The sequence below is a fragment of the Luteolibacter sp. Populi genome (assembly GCF_040801775.1).
GTDB lineage: Bacteria > Verrucomicrobiota > Verrucomicrobiia > Verrucomicrobiales > Akkermansiaceae > Haloferula.
In genome coordinates this window covers 4,889,837-4,907,570 of record NZ_CP161812.1, presented here as the reverse complement: position 1 = coordinate 4,907,570, position 17,734 = coordinate 4,889,837, and the positions used below count along the sequence as shown (strand labels likewise).

Genomic DNA, 17,734 nt, shown 5'->3' with positions numbered 1-17,734 from the left:
TGCCGCCGTTCACTCGTGGTCGTGTCCTTCAACCTCACGCCGCATCCGGCGATCCACCGCCAGATCGAATGAATAGGGAACTCCCCGGAAGCTTTCCCCTGCGTCATCCGGTTCGGTCATCGCTTCAGGAGAGCTTAGAAAGATATTACGCCGGTGGTCCAAGCCGGCAAGGTAGCGCCGGAGCAGGGCTTCCGACCGGGCGGGATCGAACTCCAGATCCGGATCGACCGCTTCACGCGGAACAGGGTCTCCCAACGGATCATCTGCGTCCCTGGGAAAAAGGGACTCGAACCGTTTCACGATTCGCTCGCGCCACTCCAAATACGGGGCGGTGTCGGGCATGACATAGCGGGCAAGAGCGTCCACCAGGCCGGCGCGCCGCACGGGATCGGTTCCTTCCCAGAACAATTGCTGGATTGCCACCTCGAGCCTTTCCAATGCCTCCGCGATGATCCCTTTCACCGGCCCGTGCCAACCATCCACGGCGTGCTCCTGCCACCAGTTGCCGCTGCCGTAACCGCAATACCTCACGTCGATGGTCATTGCCCACGCTCCCTCCAGGTAGTCCCATGGAGACGTGTCGTCGCAGAGCGGGTCGAAACGATAGACGATCCACTCGGCCGTCGCGCACATCAAAGCCAGCACCGCACGCCGGGAGATTTTTGCAAGCCGCCCGGTCAGCTCCTCGTCGCTAGCCTGTGATTGCGGAAGCGTCTTCCAATCATCCCATTCGTAGCGGATGAGGTCCGACTGGATTCCAGCCTTGGGAAGGTAAGCGGGCAACGGCAGCATCGGCGTGAGGTCTGGCGGTTTGGAGATTTTATCCTGAAGCTGGTCCGGTATGCTTCACGCGAATCCAGCATTTGTCCACAGGGGATCGCTCGTGCTTCCGGTGCCTTTGGGCTTGCCGTCGTCGCACATGTCGGCGGCCTTGACCTTTTCGTTGTTCTTGTTGCACAAGGTCACGGTGATGCCGCATTTCTCCGCTCCGCAGATGGACTTCCGGCAGCTGATGCATGGCATCTCATCCTCCGTCGTCACGCCGCCTGCAACCGACCGGTGATAGACTTTCATCGTGACCGAGCCACCGGAGCCGGCACTGCGCATGAAGGGATCCAGAACCTTGGTCTCGGAGTCGTTCTTCCGCTGCGCGTCGTATCCGCCGGCGCCGCTGCAATCGGGACGCGTCTTGGCTTTCACGGCGGGGGCGTAGCCGTTCTTGAATTCCTTTTTCGGGGCATCACCGGAGGAGACTCCCTTCATGAATCCCGAGACACCGTTCTTGTTGGTGCCCACGGCAGTCGTCAGGGCGAAGCCTTCCGGCGTGTTGTCGTTGTCCAGTTCGTTCTTGCGGGCGTCCTTGTTCGCTTGATCGAGCTCCTCGCAGGTAAGTTCCTTCCCTTCCGCCACTGCTTGGGCGGCTTGGTCGCAAGTCATCGATCCTGAATTCTGGACTCCCATGGAACTACATGTGGTTGTGGGTCGTCAGATCCATGTGCCGGATGACGTTCTGGCCCTCGAACTTGACGTCCATCGACCAAGCGGTGTGCTTCATCTTCCCCTGGATGGTATGGGTGACCACCCCCATTCCCAAGCCCCGGGTGGCGGCCTCGTCGCCGTTGCTCGACTTGTAGTTGGATGAGTTCTTCAAGCCCGCTTCATCCCCGCCGATTTTCACGGACTTCGATCCACCGCTGGTGTCGGAAGCCTTCGCCGTATTCGGATAAGGAATCGGTATCGGCCCGGCGGGCGGCGAAGGCGGGGAAAGACATACGTCCGGCATGGCACAGATCGAAATATTGTCATCCTTCTTCGCGGAGATCTCTCTCCCGTTGGCAAAGACGTTCTTGCTCATGACTTGAAAGGCTCAGTTGATGGGATGGCGGACAATCATTGCGGCGCGCTCACCGTTGTCATTGCTCAGGGTGCACAGGGTGGTCGGGCCGCAGGCATAGCCCTTGACTCCCGCATGGAGAGCCCATGCCAGCAAGATGGGTCCGATCGCCGCCCCGGAATCCCCGATGTATTCGGCGGGATGAAGGATCTCGAAAGTCCGCGGACCCGGTTTCCGCTCGAAGCGGCCCATCGCCAGAGCCATTTCCTTGAACCGGTAGTGCTCGCCATTCAGGTCGGTCATCCGTTGGTCCAGATCCTGCATGGCAAGGCCTGAATCTGTTAGGACCTTGCGGATCGTCCGGGTCAGACCTTCCGCCAAGAGTGGCTCATCCGATTCGATCACGGCGGCCTCGCGATCGAGAGAGACGGCGAGAACCCGCAAGCCGTCGCCGCGCGGCCTCGCGCCGGCGGCCGTCACCAATACCGCGCTGGCCGCCTCTCCCAGCGAGAAGCCGTTGGAATTGTGAGGTGTCAAAAGCCGGCGCCGATCAAGATAGTGATCCTTCAAGCCATGCCGCAAGAGGCTGTCGACTGCTGCCACGATCACGCTCCCGGCACGCTTGCCGGTGATCAGTTCGGCCGCCTTCTGCAAACCGATGGCCGCCGAAACCTGCCCGCGCGGGATCACCCGGGACTCCGGATGCAGCACGAAGCCGAGGCGATGCCCGATCTCCACAAGGATCTCCGAGTCCAATCCCGAGACCCTGTCAGGCCGGTCCGCAGCCGTGACTCCCAGGAGAACGGGAATTTCCCGGGGAGGAACCGGGTGGGCCGCTTCAAAACACTCGTGAATCGCCGCGGCGGCAAGGTCCGCGAGCTTCCCCAAACCGATCCACCAGTGCGGCAGGGCTACCTTGCCGGCCCCGAGATAGCGGCCTGATTCGGGATCCCAGAGATTGGTCTCTTCCACCACGCGGATTCCCGCCCGCAGGGCCGCCAAGCTCGCAGCGGCATTGAAGCCGAGTGGCGTAATCATTCCAGATGCGATGACGGCGAGTTCCATGACAATTCTTCAGCGGGTCCGTTTCCAACGGATGAATTCCGCAAGGTTCTTGAAGTGCCTCTTGCCCCCGCGCCTGCTGTCACGGACATGTTCGCGCATTCCACGGCCGACCACCACTCTCATCAGGTCGAAACAACTCCGGCCCATCGGCGCGGAAGTCCGCCAAGTCATGGTGAAGCGGTCGAACTCCGGTTCGATCACGACGGTATCAATCACCGCCTGCTGCTCGTAAGCCTGTCCGCGGTATGGAATGAAAAGGACCGGCACGCTCCGGCGCGGGAGCGCGAAGACGAGCCGTCCGCGCGGCGACAAGTTCTCTAACAAGATGGTCTCCCCGCCCTGGGGATACGGCATCTGCTGGTCCTCGGGAGCGGCCTGGAAGTAGCGGTAGTCGAAGTCCGCCGGAAAGAACGGTGCCCTATGGTCCTGCCAATTCTTGTCATAGGTTCCCGCGAACTTGTAGCGATCCTTGAAATTGCGCCCCATCGGCCCGAAGGCCATCGGCCGGTAGCTTTGGTTTGGATCGTCGGCCGGTTTCCCCGGCTCGCGGGTACACGCGAGCGGTTTTCCGGAGCGGTCGTGGCCCTGGGTGAGAGGATAGTAGCCGACGCCGACCGGATTGTCGGCATAGGTCCGAACCTTGTCGGGTTCCCTGGGATGATGATCGGCCCCACCGTATGCCTTATCGTAGCTGATCGGCAGAGATACGAAGGGCTTGGGCGGAGGTGCCGATGAACCGAGGATGCCCAGTTCATATCGCCGCTCCCCGATCACTTCGAAGTGCTTCCTGATAGGACCCGCTACCAAGGCCACCGGAACGCAGCTCGCCGGCCGGCCGCCGGGGGCATAAGCGCAGCCATTCACCAGCACGTCGCAGGCGGGTTTGAGGTGCGCGTAGTCCACCTCGTATTCAACAGCGGAGAAGCCGGGCTCGCCGGTAAAGGTGTCGCCGGTCACCAAGGGGACTTGAGCGGTCGCAAGCACGGGCTCCTGATCGGATCGCGAGGGAATCATGAAGGTACCCTTTGCGGCCACCACCATCAATTCGCGCCCGTCCTTCCGGAAGCCCATGGTCCAGCCGGCGGCAAGCTTGGTTTGGTTGACAAAGTCCATGATTAATCTCGCGACATCTGCTGTCTGGCCGGTGCTCTTGTTTCAGCCATTACCTCGCCGGGCAAACGCAGCGCCAATTCGAGGGCTGCCGATGCCCGTTGCGGTTGAGTTCCCTTGGCAAGGCAATCGCCTGCCACGATGGCACTCAACGGTGCCCCTAACAGATGCCGGACGCCGGAGGCAAAGCCGGCGCGATTCGTCATCCACCAATCCTTCACGCGGTCCTGCACCGGCCATGGCAAGTCATCGTCATAGGTCAGGTCCACGCGGGGATCATCCGGATCGTCACGGGCGCCATCGTCGTAGTCCGCCGGCGCGTCGCCATCGAGATCACTGAACGCAAGATCCACACCGGTGATCCGCGAAAAGGCCTCCCCGGCCAACCGGGAGACGGCGGGATCATCCATCGCCGCGATCAAATCTTCGACCAAGTCCGGATCGCCACGGTAGCCGGCGACCTGCAATGCCAGAATGCGATGTCGCGGATCATCGCGCAACTCGCGGTACCAAGCCAAGGCCTCACCGGCTTCGAGGCACCACACCAAGGTCTCCGCCGCCTGGGCCGCACCCCGATGATTCGCGAGAGCCGCTTCGCGAAGCGTCGCCATCCCCAATGCCGACCGGATGCCGAGCCGTGCCGATGACCACGCCGCGGCGAAGCGGCAATCTGCATCGCCATCACGGAGCAAGTAGCCAAGCTCCGGCAGTACGTCGCTGCGGGCCAACTCTCCTGCTCCCCGCGCCGCCGAACTCCGGACCCGCGGGTCGGAATCACCCAGTAGACTCTTCAATAGCGAACCCGGATCAAGACGCTGGAGCCGGGCCGCTTCCAGGCCGATCAACCGGTTTTCCACGACGGGCGATTCCAAGAAGCTGCGGATCCGCGGTGCCATCGCATCCCGCGTTCCCCAGCCCAAGGCGGATGCCAAGGCATGGCGGCCAGCCGGATCCAGCGCTGCCGGTTCCAGCACCAGGCCGATGCGTTCATCGTTCCCGCTCTCGAAGGCCAGCACCGCGGCAGCGAAAACTTCCCCAGCCGCTTCCGGTGCGAGCTGCGCCGACGTACACTGCCAGCCGAAATCACCTGCGACCCGCAGGCCGTCGAGATGGGCCTCCACCCGTTCGTCGAGTGCGGCGAGATCGGCTAGTTTATACTTGGGTGAGCCTGCGGCCCGCTCCCGCCGGAGCCAGAGGAAGGCGACATCTTCGGCATGCCTCGCCACGACTTCCCCGTTGATCAAGCTGGAAATCTCCCGCGGGCTAAAGCCGATCGGCCGCCTTGAAATGATGGTGCCATATGCCATGCCGCTTTCCTCAATTCAGCTCGATCGATCCGCCTTGGATGCGGTTGGCACCGGTGGCGCGACTCAGCAGATGGGTCCCGCGGATGATGACCTTTCCCGCTTCGGTCAGCGTGATGCTCGCCTTGCCGCAGACCAGACTGATCTTCTTCTCCGCGTTCAGGGTGAGTTCCTCCCCTTCGGGTGAAGGCGGTTCGGCGGTCGGAGCATCCGCGCTCTCCGCGGGAATTTCCCAAGGGATCTCACCGGCAGGCGGGAACACCACGGGCCCCAGGATTACCGGCTGTGCGGGATCGCCCCCGATGAACATTACCGCCACGGGTCCACCCGGTTTCAGATCCCCGAGCGGACACGACGCCGCGGCCGACCGGACTCCTGCCGAACTGGCGTGAGGGAAAGACACGCAGGGCCGCCCTTCACTGTCGCGACCGGCGAAGATTCCGATCGCAACCCCATGGGTCGCTAGTGTGCCGCTCGGCATCGGCACCGCGCTTGGCAAGTGGCGGGGTTCACTCATGGCCCCCGAGAATGGTGAAAGCTGGTGGAGAATGTTTCATTAACTTATCGATCTAGCAATGTTGAGAATCCATGTCAATGTCACGTGAGCGCACGGGGTCGCACGACTGCCTGCCAACCCGCTTTCGAGTCCTCACGAATCCATGAGCTATTCGCGAAAACCCGGCACACTGGACGAGGCTCCCGACCTCGAAACTGCCAGCCCGATGGCACCGGTCACCACCGTGGGCGACTCGGGCCCGGTCGGCATGAAGGGCGGTGGCGGGACCTGCGGCGGAGCTCCGCGCCTACGCGGTTGGCCGAGGTCGATTTCATGGCGGCGCGACTTTCCCGATGAGCGAGAAGAACGCCCGTCCGACGAAGACGAAGACGCCCAAATTCATCCTGAAGCCATTCTCGACGATGATGTCAGCGTCTGCCGGACCGACGGGCGTTTCCGGTTGGGAACATTCGGTGTGCGTCTGATGATCGTGGCCGGGGACACTTGGGTGGTTCGCGCGGCGAAAACCGATGCCCTCCTCGCGCATGAGCAAGGCCATTTCGACATCAGCGGCCTGGACGCGAGGCAAGTGATGCGGGATCTGGCCGCACTCCGGGCGGATACCACCGAGGAGCTCCAGCGCCTCGTCAGCGAGCGGCTCGAGCGCTCACGGACGGACTCCCAAGCGATGTCCGACCGCTACGACGATGAGACCGATCACAGCCGGACCGCGGACGCACAGCGCCGTTGGGAGACCGCCATCCGCGAGGCTATCGAGGGCGGACATGCACTGCGCCCGCCCGCCTGAATCGATCAAGGGCGGCCGGGACGCCGCAGCGCGACAGGCGAAGGCGGCGGTGGTGGTGGCGAAGTGTTGGAACTCTGGTGGAAGAGCCCTTTGGAAGCTCCGTACAGAATCTGATACATCAATTCCGGGGAGACTTGGTTGTTGTTGGACCCGTTCGAGAATCTACCGGCTGCTTCCACGAACTCGCCGGCGAGCTGCGATCCTTCGCCTCCGCCTTTGGTCAGGATCCCGAGGGTCTTCCCGGTATCGGCAAGGGTCTTCTCACGCGTGTCCTTGCCCACGCGCCCGGTGCCTTGGGCCATAGCTTGCTCCTGCGCGGCGACCGTGGCACCGATACGTCCGCCACCGGGAAAGTTCAGTTTGGGCACCACGAAGCCGGGCCCCATCAATGCCGAGGTGCTCGCCACCCGGCCGAGGTTCACCATGGCCGGTTCGGGGATACGCTCTTCGGTCGGCGTGATGGTGACCATTTGGCCGGCCTGCAGGGTCACGCTATCTCCCATCAAAGCCTTGAGGCTGACCTTCACCTTGCCCTCCACGCAGAGCACCTTCAGGTACTGGTCCTTCAGGTAGCTCACCTGCATGGTCCCGTAGGAAGTCGCGCGGTGACGGTCCGTCTCCAGCTCGAAGCCGCTGCCCTGGGATTTGTTGCTCACCAGGACGATGCCCGACTTGAGGGTAAGCCCCTGGCGGTTCTTCTTGAGAGCGAGATCGGTATTGGACCCGGCGCGCACGGTCGCGCCGCCGGCATCCACCTGGGTCTGGCCGCTTGAGCCGGTCTTCACGCCATCGCCGCCTTGGAGCGTCGCGGCGACCGCCATCCGCCGGATCATGCCGTCGCGGACGTACATCGACTCGCCGCGGATCGCTTCGACGCTTCCCGGCTCGGCGAGCAATCCAGCGGGAGCGAGTGCTGCGACGGTCGCTAGCGAAGACAGGAGCAAATTCAATCGTGAGCTGCTTTTCATGGCCCGGTGACGGTGATTGTTAGAAAGACATCTGGAAGGACAGGCCCGCGCCGACCCCGTAGGTTTCGTATTCGAATGCCGACAGATCCGAAAGATTCGAAGTGAAAGAGGCATCCGCCGAGAAGGTTAGCCAATCGCGGAAATGGTAGGCCCCGCGGAGCATCACCGCATTGTTCCAATCCGCGCGATCGATATCGTCGAAATTCGAATAGCCCAAGCGGTAGAGCAGCGAGACCTCGAAGGGGTTGCTCTCCCACTTGTAGCCGGCATTAAAACTGTATTCGTCGAAGCCGGTGATGTCCGGACTGGCATCGAGCGCCAAGCGGGCCTTGAGCTGGCCGAACACCGACTGTCCCGGCGCGAAGCGATAGACCTGCTGTGCCCCGATCTCCGCGGAGTGCATCCCGTAGATCTTGCTATCGAAGGTGCCGGACTCGAGATGCTCGTAGCGGTAGCGGGCGAAGAGTTCCAGATCGCGGAGGGACTGGACCACGTAGATGAAGCCGACGTCGGCGGACGTGTAATCGAAGTCGAGTTGGTTGAGCTTGTCGAAGCGGTAGAACTCCTGCTTCACCGAAGTATCGAGGAACAAGTTGTTCGTGATCAAGGGAGTGTACTGCACACCCAAGCCTGCTCGATAAACGAAATCGTCCTCGTCCGAAAGCACTCCTGCCAAAGTCGGGGCCAGCAGGTCGATCGAGCGGATGTTATCGTAGTAGTGGACATCCCCGTCGACCCATACCTTCCACGGCTCCCAGTTAGACTTCCGGAAGTCCACTGCTTCGATCTCGCCGAACTCGGAATCGCCACCAAGAGCGTCGCCGGCATGAAGAGGTGCAACCAGCGACATGGCGAGAAGCGCCATCCATTCGAATCGTCCGCGTGAGCATTTCATGGGAGCCAAGATCCTTCGAGTTAATCGACCTCCCTATTGTCAGCTTTAAAATAAGGAGTCAACGATTTTCGGGCTTGCAGGATGCACTGCAAGGCGAGCCGACACGCGTGCATCCAACAGTTAGAACACCCCGGGGTGCATGATGTTCAATCGGATCCTGAGAACTCCCGGACCAGCGGGCTTCTACTAGACTACGCGAACAAATTCCGGTCCAAGGTCCGGTATTGGATTGCCTCCAGAGACATCGTCGGGACGGATCGTATCGCTCCCGCCGAGATCCGAGATGGTGCGGGCGACTTTGAGAATGCGATCGTGTGCCCGCGCGGAAAAGTTCATCTGCTCCATGGAGTGCTCCAGATAGGCAGCACCCATGCTGTCCAGCTTGCAATGCTCGCGGACCTGGCGTGGCGACATGGACGAGTTGGTGATCGTGCTTTTTCCCTTGAAGCGATGCTGCTGAAGCTCGCGTGCGACACGCACCCGCTCCCGGATCACCGCGGAAGAATCCCCGCTGGAAGCGGAGGAAGACAATTCGCGATAGTCCACCAGTGGAACGTCGACATGCAAATCGATGCGGTCGAGCAAGGGTCCGCTGATGCGCTGACGATAGGTCTCGATCTGGCGGCTACTGCATCTGCACGACCGTTTGGAATCGCCGTAGTAGCCGCAGGGACAGGGATTCAGCGCGCATACCAAAAGAAACCTCGCCGGGAATGTCAGCGAGCCCGCGGCACGGGAGATCGTTACATGACCGTCCTCCAGCGGCTGGCGCATCACTTCCAAGGTGCTGCGGCGGAACTCCGGCAACTCATCGAGGAAGAGCACGCCGTGGTGGGCCAGCGAGACCTCGCCGGGCCCCGGATTGGTTCCTCCTCCGAGAAGGCCGGCATCCGAGATCGTATGATGCGGGGAGCGGAAAGGTCGGGTGGTTAGAAAGGCACGCTTCGAATCGAGCAATCCCGTGATGGAGTGGATCTTGGTCGTTTCGATGGCCTCGTCCTCACTCATGTCCGGCATGATGGTCGCCATGCGTTTCGCGAGCATCGACTTGCCCGTTCCCGGTGGACCAACCATCAGGAGATTATGATTTCCGGCTGCCGCGATCTCCAAGGCACGCTTCACGTGATGCTGGCCTTTGACCTCGTCGAAATCGACTTCGTAACTGCGATGGGAATCAAAGAAAGCGCGGCGGTCCAAAGTAAACGGCTCGATCACCTCATCGCCCCGTAGGAAGTGCCATGCCTGGTGAAGCGAACGGATCGGGAATACCTGCACTCCCTCCACGATTGCAGCTTCCGATGCATTCGCTTCCGGAACCAGCACCCGCGTGCGTCCGCAGCGCTTCGCTTCCAGCGCGATCGACAGCACGCCCTTTACCGGCCGCACCTCGCCGTCCAGGGCCAACTCACCGACGATGCAGCAATCGTCGGACGCCAACACCAGATTCTCGCTGGCCGACGCCATCGCCAGCGCGATCGGCAGATCGAAGGAGGGCCCTTCCTTTTTCAGGTCGGCCGGCGCCAGGTTCACCGTCTTCGTGCCATCCGCAAGGTAGAGCGCAGAGGCACTGATGGCAGAGATGACGCGCTGCGACGACTCACGGACGGCGGCATCCGGCAGGCCGACGACAATCACGAGAGGCTTCTCGGAGCCCCGGACGTTGACCTCGACTTCGACCTCCAAGGCATCAACTCCCCGCAGGGCCGCGGAATATAAACGGGTAATCATGCGAACAGTTCGACGGTGGAGTGGCTGATAGACGGTGACAAGGAGGAAAGACGCGTCTCCTTTCGCCGGAAGGGTCGCCCGGCAGAGCTGCGTTCTACCGGAAGTGTCCCCGTTTTGGGGACTATGGTCCCGCGAAGATTCGGCCGAAGGTTCCGTATAATCGGTCGCTTGAGGTGATCCGTTCCGGCGTGCCCCGACCCGCTTCCTGATCGCACCCACGATCTTTCTCCATCATAATGAAATCCAGCATTCTTCTGCTCTCCTTGGCCTCGATCACCGCGGCGCATGCCCAAGCCGGGAAGTTGCCGCCGATGCCCGCCGTCCAAGCCCAGACGCCCCAGCAGGCCGCCAAGAGCTTCCAGTTGCCTCCCGGCTATCGGATGGAACTGGTCCTCAGCGAACCCGAGATCAAGGACCCGGTCGTGACCGCCTTCGATGGCAACGGCAGGATGTTCGTCGCGGAAATGCGGACTTACATGCAGGACATCGATGGCACCGACCAGCGGAAGACCAGCAGCCGGATCTCCATGCACACCGATACCAACGGTGATGGCACCTACGACAAGCATTCCGTCTTCGTGGACAATCTCATGCTGCCCCGCATGATCCTGCCGCTTGGCAAGGGGCAGATCGTGGTCAATGAGACCGACACCCTGGACCTCTACCTCTATACCGACACCAACGACGACGGCGTCTCCGACAAGAAGGAACTCTGGTGGGCGGGTGGTCCCCGCGGCGGCAATCTGGAACATCAGCCGAGCGGGCTGATCTGGGCGATCGATAACGGGATCTACACCACCTACAACAGCTTCCGCCTGCGCTGGACCCCCAACGGGATCAAGAAGGAGGACACCAAGGCAAACGATGGCCAGTGGGGTCTCGGCCAGGATGATCTGGGCAACCTCTACTACGTCAACGCGGGCGGCGAGAAAGGACCGCTCAGCTTCCAAGCGCCGGTGGTCTACGGGATGTTCAATCCGCAGGACCAGTTTGCAGAAGGATTCAAGGAGCTCTTCCCGGCCGTGGGAGCGCGGGATTTCCAAGGCGGGCCGGGCAAGGCGCGGGAGCCGAAAGGCACGCTCAACAGCTTCAGTTCGGGAGCCGGCATCGAGGTATTCCGAGGCGACCAGCTTCCCGCCGAGCTGCTCGGTGATGTGTTCTTTGGCGAGCCGGTCGGGCGCCTGGTCCGGCGCGCGAAAGTCACCAACAACGGCGGCCTCAAAGTCCTGAGCAATCCCTATCAAGAACAGAAATCCGAGTTCCTCCGCTCCACGGATCTGTGCTTTCGCCCGCTCAATATGACCACCGCTCCCGATGGCACGCTTTACATCACCGACATGTATCGTGGCATCATCCAAGAGGCCGCGTGGGTGAATCCGGGCAGCTATCTCCGCAAGGTGGTGGAGCAATACAGCTTCGATAAAATCATCGATCGAGGCCGCATCTGGCGCTTGGTGCACACCTCGACCCAGCGGGTGAAAGCACCGCGCATGTTTGAGGAGACGACAGCCCAGGTCGCAGCCCACCTCGCAAGTCCCAACGGCTGGTGGCGCGACACCGCCCAACGCCTGATCATCCTGCGCCAGGACAAGTCCGTGGTGCCGCTGCTCGAAAGAGTCGCCAAGCAGCACAAGAGCCCCCTGACACGGCTGCATGCGCTCTGGACCCTGCAGGGCCTGGATGCCGCGACGGCTGAAATCGTCCGAGCCAAGATGGCGGATGCGGACCCGGGAGTGAGGGCCGGTGCCATCCGCGTGAGCGAGACATTGTTTCGCCAAGGCGACGCTTCGTTCCAAAAGGACATCGAGAAGCTCGCCAAGGATCCCGACCCGAACGTCGCTCTCCAGGCCTGCATGACCGCCAAATACTTGGCCTGGCCCGACCACATGAAGCTGATCTCCGACACCGTGCTCAATTCCTCTGCAAAGGGCATCAAGGACATCGGAGCCTCCCTCATGCTTCCTCCCGGACAGAAGCTCACCGAGTTCTCGGAGAGGGAGCGGAAGGTTTTAAAGAAGGGCGAAGAGATCTACTCGACACTCTGCGCAAGCTGTCACGGCCAGAACGGCCGGGGAGTTGAAGTCGCCGGCATGGAAGGTCACGTGCTCGCCCCGTCGCTGGGAGGATCCAAGACGATCACCATCAATCCGAAGGGCGGCATCTATGTCCTGTTGAAGGGACTTCAGGGTGAGATCGATGGCAAAAAATACGAGGGCCTGATGATCCCGATGGCGAGCAACGATGACGAGTGGATCGCCTCGGTTCTCAGCTATGTCCGCAATAACTTCGGGAACCACGGCACCTTCGTGAATCCATCCGATGTCGCCCAAGCCCGCAAGGATACCGCCAGCCGCACCGAGCCGTGGACTTACAAGGAACTCCATGACCAGCTTCCCCAAGTCATCGCGAGCAACAAGCTGAAGGTTAGCGCCAGCGCCAACGGCGGCGAAGCGAGGCGGGCCATCGATGGCAGCTCCGAATCCCGCTACTCCAGCAACAAGTTCATGGAGCCCGGCATGTGGTTCCAGATCGAACTCGACACCGAAACTCCCGTGACCGGGCTGGTGTTAGACACCAGCACCTCCGCCAACGACTACCCCCGTGGCTACGAAGTCGCCGTCTCAAAGGATGGCCGGGAGTGGAGCCAGCCGATCGCGAAAGGCAATGACAAGAAGGCGATTACCGAGATCCTCTTCAATCCGACACTTGCGAAGTTTATCAGGATCACCCAGCTCGGCAGCGCCCCGGGCAATTTCTGGTCGATCCATGAACTTCAAGTGCTCGCCGACTTGAAGAAGTGACCGTTCCTTCACGACAAAATCTCTCAATTTGAAACCCCGCTCCGCCATGATCTTCCTCAAATCCCTCATCACCGCGTCCCTCGTCTCACTCGTTTTTTCCGGCACGGCGGCCTTTGCGGCTGACCGCCTCAGCGTCCTGATTGTCACCGGCCAGAACAATCACGATTGGGTTCGCAGCACGCCGATCATCGAACGCCTGCTCGTGGAGACAGGCCGCTTCGACGTCAGCGTCAGCACCAGCCCTTCCAAGGAAGCGCCGGAGGATGCCTGGAATGACTGGGCTCCTGCATTCAAGAATTACGATGTCGTGCTCAGTGACTACAACGGCAAGATGTGGTCCGACCCCTTGAAGAAGGACTTCGTCAATTACGTGAGCGGCGGCGGGCACGTGGTGCTCGTTCACGCGGCCAACAATGCCTTCAGCGGCTGGCCTGAATTCGAAGAAATGGCCGGCCTGCTCTGGCGCGGTGCCGACCAAGGGGACCGCCTCTTTCTCGACGAGAAGCTCGAACCCGTCCGCCAGCCGAAAGGAGAAGGACCCGGCGGCGGACACGGTGCCGGTCACTCCTATCCGATCGCCACCCGTGACGATCAGAATCCCATCTTCAAGGATCTGCCGAAGCTCTGGATGCACGTGAGCGACGAACTCTATCACGCCCAGCGCGGCCCTGCCAAGAACGTGCACATCCTGGCGACCGCCTTCTCTTCAAAAGAGAAGGGTGGCACCGGCGTCCATGAACCGATGATCTGGTGGATCCCCTACGGCAAGGGCAAGGTCATCACCCTGGTTCCCGGCCACTTGGGGACCAATGACAAGTATCCGACAACCTACGACTGCGTCGGATTCCGCACCGTGCTCCAGCGCTCGGTGGAGTGGGTCGCCACCGACAAGGTGACGATCCCGCGCCCGAAGAACTTCCCGACAACTGACACGATCAGCGTCGTCCCCGAAGCGGTCAAGTAGCTGCGGACGCATCCTGTTGCAGGCCGGGAATCCCGGAAGCACCGCCTTCCAAGCGAGCAAAGGCAGACACCCCGCCGGACGACTTTTGTTAGGTCCGGCGGGGATTCAAGAATCACTCGGTCGGGGTCTCCGGCACATCGTCGGAGCCGGTTTCAATGCCGCCCTCGATCGGTTCGCTGCCGCCGTCCGATGGTTCGCTACCACCTTCGGCACCTTCGCCCGGAGCATCATCGCCATCGGGGATCACCAGCGAGATGTCTTGAAGTTTCTCGCCCTCCTTGAGCGTGAGAAGCTTCACTCCTTGGGCATTGCGGCCGGTCTCGCGGATTTCGTTCACGCGGATGCGGATGCTTTGGCCGGTGGAGGTCATGAGCATCAGTTCGTCGGCATCGGTAACGGTGACGGCACCGACCACCGGGCCGGTCTTGTCGGTGACCTTCATCGTGATGATGCCCTTGCCGTTGCGAGTCTGCCTGCGGTACTCCTCGAAAGAGGTGCGCTTGCCGAGACCGTTTTCGGAGGCGACCAGGAGAGTGGATCCTTGAGTGACCAGGGCGAGGCTGACGACGAAGTCACCCTCGTCGGGGCGGATGCCCCCTACACCCATCGAAGCACGGCCTTGCGGGCGAATCTGCTCAGTTTGTTCCGCTCCCGAACCCCAGAGACCCTCCGTGAAGCGGATGCTCATTCCTTCATGAGTCACCATCACAACGTCATCAGATCCCGAAGTCAGGCGGACGCCAATGAGTTCGTTGTTCTCTTCCAGAATGATGGCGGTGAGACCGGCCTTGCGATAGTTGCGGAAGTCGTTGAGCGCTGTCTTCTTCACCTTGCCGCTGCGGGTCGCGAAGAACACGAAACCGGCTTCCTCGCGGAAGGTGACGTCGTTGCCGTTCTCATCCGTGGTCCGCTCGAGACGGAGCAGCGCGGCGATCTTTTCTTCCGGCTTGAGATCGAGGACGTTCTTGATGCTGCGCCCCATCGCGGTCCGGGAACCCTCGGGCAGATCATAGACGCGTTCGACGTAGACCCGGCCGGTATTCGTGAAGAACAGCAGGTAGTCGTGCGCCTGGACGCTGAAGAGGTGCTCGATAAAGTCGTCCGCCTCGTCCTTGCCGGTGGCGCGCGTCTCCATGCCCTTCAGGCCCTTGCCGCCGCGACCTTGCAGGCGATACTCGCTGGCCGGGGTCCGCTTGATGTAGCCGCGGTGCGAAAGCGTGACGATCATCGCATCATTCGCGATGAGTTCCTCCATCGCGATCTCGCCGGCTTCCGCCAGGATCGGGCACTTGCGGGGACTGGCGTGCTTGTCGCGGATGGCGCGGAGCTCGTCCTTGATGATGTTGAGCACGCGCTCCTCGCGGGCCAGGATGTCGAGCAGGTCCTTGATGGTCTCCAGCACCTCGTCGTATTCACCCTTTACCTTGTCCCGCTCGAGACCGGTGAGCTGATAGAGGCGGAGTTCAAGGATCGCGTTCACCTGGCGCTCGCTGAAGACGTAGCGGTCACCTTGGATCGCGGCCTGCGAACGGATCAGGATGCCGAGCCCCTCCGCGGTGGCGGTAGAGAAGCTGTGAGCGGCCAAGCGCTCGCGGGCTTCCTCGCGGTTCTTCGAATCGCGGATGATCTTGATGAACTCATCGAGGTGACCGAGCGCCAGCAGGAAGGCCTCCAGCAATTCGGCCCGCTCCTCGGCCTTGCCGAGCAGGTAGCGGGTGCGGCGGATGATCACCTCGCGGCGGTGCTCGATGTAGGCGTCGATCGCCTCCTTGAGCGAAAGCTGCTTCGGGCGGTTCTTGTGAATCGCCAGCATGTTCACGCTGAAGGAAGTCTCCAGCGCGGTAAGCTTGAAGAGCTGGGCCACGACCACCTGCGGGCGGGCATCGCGCTTCAGCTCGATCTCGATGCGGGTCTCCTCGTCGGAGAGATCCCGCATGCCGGAGATACCGGTCAGGGTCTTGTCATTGACCAGCTCTGCGATGCGCTCCTGCAGCACGGCGCGGTTCACGCCATACGGCACCTCGCGAATGACGATGAACGATTTGCCGCCCTCGTTCTCTTCGATCTCGACCTTGCCGCGCAGCCGCATCGAACCGCGGCCGGTGCGGAAGTATTCCTCGATCCCGCGGATGCCGCGGATCTCGCAGGAGACGGGGAAGTCCGGCCCCTTGATGTAATGCATCAACTCCGGCAGCGTGATCTCCGGATTGTCGATCTGGGCGCAGATGCCGTCGATGACCTCGCCGAGATTGTGCGGGGCCAGGTTGGTCGCCATGCCGACCGCGATGCCGGTGCCGCCATTGACCAGGAAGTTCGGGAAGGCGGAGGGTAGGACGGTGGGCTCCTGCAGGGAATCGTCGTAGTTCGGCTGGAAATCGACGGTGTCCTTGTCGAGGTCCTCCATCATTGCCATCCCGAGCGGATGCAGGCGGGCCTCGGTATACCGCATCGAGGCCGCGGCATCGCCTTCGACCGAGCCGAAGTTACCCTGGCCGTCGACCAGCATCTCCCGCATCGACCACGGCTGGCCCATGTTGACGAGGGTCGAGTAGATCGATTGGTCGCCGTGCGGGTGGAAGTTACCCATCGTCTCGCCGACGATCTTCGCGCACTTCACGTGAGCCTTCCCCGGCGTCACGCCGAGCTGGCGCATGGCATAGAGCACCCGGCGCTGGGAGGGCTTGAGACCGTCGCGCACATCGGGAAGCGCCCGCGAAATGATCACGGACATCGAGTATTCCAAGAACGAGTTGGAAAGTTCTTCGGCGACGTTGATCGGCTTGATGGATTCTTGGGACATGCGGAAAATGGGTCAGGCGCGGGAGAGCGCGTTGGCGGAGACGAAGAGGTTGCGAACGCGGAATTCGACGGGACTTTCCTGAAGCAAGACCATGCGGAGCTTGTGCGTCTTCGCAGCAAACCAAGGCTTCGCAAGTGCGCGGGCCGTCCCTACCGCCCAGTCCGGGACGGGCAGATCGTGGCGACGGGCGAGCCACGCTGCGATGGAAGCAAGATAGGCATCGGCGAGCCCGTCGTCATTCAAAGCATCCTTCAAAGAAGCGGGCTCATCGGAGATCATCGCGAAGTCCGGAGCTTCGCGGAAGCGGTCGAGAAAATCCCGGAAACCGTAGCTGAAGTCCTGCTCGTTGGAGATGCCGGCGAAAGCGACCGACATGGGAGATGCCGTGGTCTTCATGGAGCACCTCCTTCGTCTGCGGATGCGAGGATCTCCTCAACGAAGAAGCGCGTCTTCGCCGGGATCATCGATTCCGGATAGTAGGTGGCGACAATATCAAGAACCGCGGCGCTCTCGCGGAGCCCGAGCTCCCGGCAGAGGCGTAGGATGTCATCGCGATCCCCCGCTCCATCGTAGCCCGCCACCCGGCTTGCGAGACACTTCATCGCGAGCAAATAAGGAGTGCCAGGACGCAGGATGCGGAGATTCTCCCACTGTGGCATCCCGTCCATCGTCAGCTCTCCGGAGGGCGAGACAAAGCCCTTCACCCCGTCATTGAGCCAAGACTCCGGCAGACCACGATGTTCCGCGACCTGGCGACTGGCATCCACAACTTCGGCCTTCGGAACAAAGATTGCATCCACATCGCGGGTCGATTCCCGTGCATCGAAAGCAAGGACCATTGCCGCCCCGCCAAAAATACAAAGTTCCCCCGTCACGCCTTTCGCTTGCAGGATGGCATTCAGTTCGTCCAAGGCAGCGAGGATTCGCTCCTTGGTAAGAATGGGGTCGCTTGCTGGCATTC

The 17,734-nt window shown here is 61.6% G+C and carries 16 protein-coding genes; 3 read left to right on the top strand and 13 right to left on the bottom strand.

Translation table 11 applies throughout. The annotated features are described in order from the left end of the window. Positions 1-9: 9 nt before the first annotated feature. From ABWK72_RS19920 to ABWK72_RS19890, 7 genes are read right to left on the bottom strand one after another with little or no spacing between them, the layout of a single operon-like run. Positions 10-792 carry a hypothetical protein gene (locus ABWK72_RS19920; RefSeq protein ID WP_367871330.1) on the bottom strand — a complete coding sequence of 261 codons (783 nt, stop codon included), beginning with the start codon at positions 790-792 and terminating at the stop codon, positions 10-12. 54 nt (positions 793-846) lie between these two features. Then, a complete protein-coding gene (locus ABWK72_RS19915; RefSeq protein WP_367871329.1) occupies positions 847-1,437 on the bottom strand; it encodes a hypothetical protein in 591 nt (196 codons plus the stop codon). A gap of 28 nt (positions 1,438-1,465) precedes the next feature. Continuing rightward, the gene (locus ABWK72_RS19910; RefSeq protein ID WP_367871328.1) at positions 1,466-1,855 is read right to left on the bottom strand and encodes a DUF4150 domain-containing protein; all 390 of its coding nucleotides are present in this window, start codon (positions 1,853-1,855) and stop codon (positions 1,466-1,468) included. 12 nt (positions 1,856-1,867) lie between these two features. Beyond that, complete coding sequence (locus ABWK72_RS19905) at positions 1,868-2,899, bottom strand: hypothetical protein (RefSeq protein WP_367871327.1); 1,032 nt, start codon at positions 2,897-2,899, stop codon at positions 1,868-1,870. A 9-nt stretch (positions 2,900-2,908) separates the two neighbouring features. After that, complete coding sequence (locus tag ABWK72_RS19900) at positions 2,909-4,012, bottom strand: DUF2169 domain-containing protein (RefSeq protein WP_367871326.1); 1,104 nt, start codon at positions 4,010-4,012, stop codon at positions 2,909-2,911. A 2-nt stretch (positions 4,013-4,014) separates the two neighbouring features. Further along, positions 4,015-5,316 carry a TIGR02270 family protein gene (locus tag ABWK72_RS19895; RefSeq protein ID WP_367871325.1) on the bottom strand — a complete coding sequence of 434 codons (1,302 nt, stop codon included), beginning with the start codon at positions 5,314-5,316 and terminating at the stop codon, positions 4,015-4,017. 10 nt (positions 5,317-5,326) lie between these two features. Then, positions 5,327-5,830 carry a DUF6484 domain-containing protein gene (locus ABWK72_RS19890; RefSeq protein ID WP_367871324.1) on the bottom strand — a complete coding sequence of 168 codons (504 nt, stop codon included), beginning with the start codon at positions 5,828-5,830 and terminating at the stop codon, positions 5,327-5,329. A gap of 142 nt (positions 5,831-5,972) precedes the next feature. On the opposite strand from ABWK72_RS19890, the gene ABWK72_RS19885 reads away from it, so the two are divergent. Further along, positions 5,973-6,617: a DUF922 domain-containing protein gene (locus tag ABWK72_RS19885; RefSeq protein ID WP_367871323.1), complete on the top strand. Its 645-nt coding sequence runs from the start codon at positions 5,973-5,975 to the stop codon at positions 6,615-6,617. Between the two features lie 5 nt (positions 6,618-6,622). Here ABWK72_RS19885 and ABWK72_RS19880 read toward each other — a convergent pair whose 3' ends face one another. The 3 genes from ABWK72_RS19880 to ABWK72_RS19870 form a co-directional block, all read right to left on the bottom strand. Next, positions 6,623-7,585 (bottom strand): FecR domain-containing protein, encoded by a 963-nt coding sequence (locus tag ABWK72_RS19880; protein WP_367871322.1) that lies wholly within the window; start codon positions 7,583-7,585, stop codon positions 6,623-6,625. 19 nt (positions 7,586-7,604) lie between these two features. After that, positions 7,605-8,480, bottom strand: a complete 876-nt coding sequence (locus tag ABWK72_RS19875; protein WP_367871321.1) for a hypothetical protein — start codon at positions 8,478-8,480, stop codon at positions 7,605-7,607. Positions 8,481-8,666: 186 nt separating this feature from the next. After that, positions 8,667-10,208 (bottom strand): YifB family Mg chelatase-like AAA ATPase, encoded by a 1,542-nt coding sequence (locus tag ABWK72_RS19870; RefSeq protein ID WP_367871320.1) that lies wholly within the window; start codon positions 10,206-10,208, stop codon positions 8,667-8,669. A gap of 236 nt (positions 10,209-10,444) precedes the next feature. Between ABWK72_RS19870 and ABWK72_RS19865 the strand changes: the two genes are divergently transcribed. Together ABWK72_RS19865 and ABWK72_RS19860 are read left to right on the top strand one after the other, a co-directional pair. Then, positions 10,445-13,009 (top strand): discoidin domain-containing protein, encoded by a 2,565-nt coding sequence (locus ABWK72_RS19865; RefSeq protein ID WP_367871319.1) that lies wholly within the window; start codon positions 10,445-10,447, stop codon positions 13,007-13,009. Positions 13,010-13,037: 28 nt separating this feature from the next. After that, positions 13,038-13,973 carry a ThuA domain-containing protein gene (locus ABWK72_RS19860; protein ID WP_367871318.1) on the top strand — a complete coding sequence of 312 codons (936 nt, stop codon included), beginning with the start codon at positions 13,038-13,040 and terminating at the stop codon, positions 13,971-13,973. A gap of 112 nt (positions 13,974-14,085) precedes the next feature. Here ABWK72_RS19860 and gyrA read toward each other — a convergent pair whose 3' ends face one another. From gyrA to ABWK72_RS19845, 3 genes are read right to left on the bottom strand one after another with little or no spacing between them, the layout of a single operon-like run. Beyond that, complete coding sequence (gene gyrA, locus ABWK72_RS19855; protein WP_367871317.1) at positions 14,086-16,773, bottom strand: DNA gyrase subunit A; 2,688 nt, start codon at positions 16,771-16,773, stop codon at positions 14,086-14,088. A 12-nt stretch (positions 16,774-16,785) separates the two neighbouring features. Next, positions 16,786-17,148 carry a hypothetical protein gene (locus ABWK72_RS19850; protein ID WP_367871316.1) on the bottom strand — a complete coding sequence of 121 codons (363 nt, stop codon included), beginning with the start codon at positions 17,146-17,148 and terminating at the stop codon, positions 16,786-16,788. Between the two features lie 17 nt (positions 17,149-17,165). Further along, positions 17,166-17,732 carry a hypothetical protein gene (locus tag ABWK72_RS19845; protein ID WP_367871315.1) on the bottom strand — a complete coding sequence of 189 codons (567 nt, stop codon included), beginning with the start codon at positions 17,730-17,732 and terminating at the stop codon, positions 17,166-17,168. Positions 17,733-17,734 lie beyond the last annotated feature (2 nt).

What these genes read in the sequence shown, in the direction of transcription:
- ABWK72_RS19865 (WP_367871319.1), top strand. Translation starts at nt 10,445, where the DNA reads ATGAAATCCAGCATTCTTCTGCTCTCCTTGGCCTCGATCACCGCGGCG.
- ABWK72_RS19890 (WP_367871324.1), bottom strand. Translation starts at nt 5,830, where the DNA reads ATGAGTGAACCCCGCCACTTGCCAAGCGCGGTGCCGATGCCGAGCGGC.
- ABWK72_RS19850 (WP_367871316.1), bottom strand. Translation starts at nt 17,148, where the DNA reads ATGTCGGTCGCTTTCGCCGGCATCTCCAACGAGCAGGACTTCAGCTAC.
- ABWK72_RS19905 (WP_367871327.1), bottom strand. Translation starts at nt 2,899, where the DNA reads ATGGAACTCGCCGTCATCGCATCTGGAATGATTACGCCACTCGGCTTC.
- ABWK72_RS19900 (WP_367871326.1), bottom strand. Translation starts at nt 4,012, where the DNA reads ATGGACTTTGTCAACCAAACCAAGCTTGCCGCCGGCTGGACCATGGGC.
- ABWK72_RS19875 (WP_367871321.1), bottom strand. Translation starts at nt 8,480, where the DNA reads ATGAAATGCTCACGCGGACGATTCGAATGGATGGCGCTTCTCGCCATG.
- ABWK72_RS19885 (WP_367871323.1), top strand. Translation starts at nt 5,973, where the DNA reads ATGAGCTATTCGCGAAAACCCGGCACACTGGACGAGGCTCCCGACCTC.
- ABWK72_RS19870 (WP_367871320.1), bottom strand. Translation starts at nt 10,208, where the DNA reads ATGATTACCCGTTTATATTCCGCGGCCCTGCGGGGAGTTGATGCCTTG.
- ABWK72_RS19895 (WP_367871325.1), bottom strand. Translation starts at nt 5,316, where the DNA reads ATGGCATATGGCACCATCATTTCAAGGCGGCCGATCGGCTTTAGCCCG.
- ABWK72_RS19880 (WP_367871322.1), bottom strand. Translation starts at nt 7,585, where the DNA reads ATGAAAAGCAGCTCACGATTGAATTTGCTCCTGTCTTCGCTAGCGACC.
- ABWK72_RS19910 (WP_367871328.1), bottom strand. Translation starts at nt 1,855, where the DNA reads ATGAGCAAGAACGTCTTTGCCAACGGGAGAGAGATCTCCGCGAAGAAG.
- ABWK72_RS19915 (WP_367871329.1), bottom strand. Translation starts at nt 1,437, where the DNA reads ATGACTTGCGACCAAGCCGCCCAAGCAGTGGCGGAAGGGAAGGAACTT.
- ABWK72_RS19920 (WP_367871330.1), bottom strand. Translation starts at nt 792, where the DNA reads ATGCTGCCGTTGCCCGCTTACCTTCCCAAGGCTGGAATCCAGTCGGAC.
- gyrA (WP_367871317.1), bottom strand. Translation starts at nt 16,773, where the DNA reads ATGTCCCAAGAATCCATCAAGCCGATCAACGTCGCCGAAGAACTTTCC.
- ABWK72_RS19845 (WP_367871315.1), bottom strand. Translation starts at nt 17,732, where the DNA reads ATGCCAGCAAGCGACCCCATTCTTACCAAGGAGCGAATCCTCGCTGCC.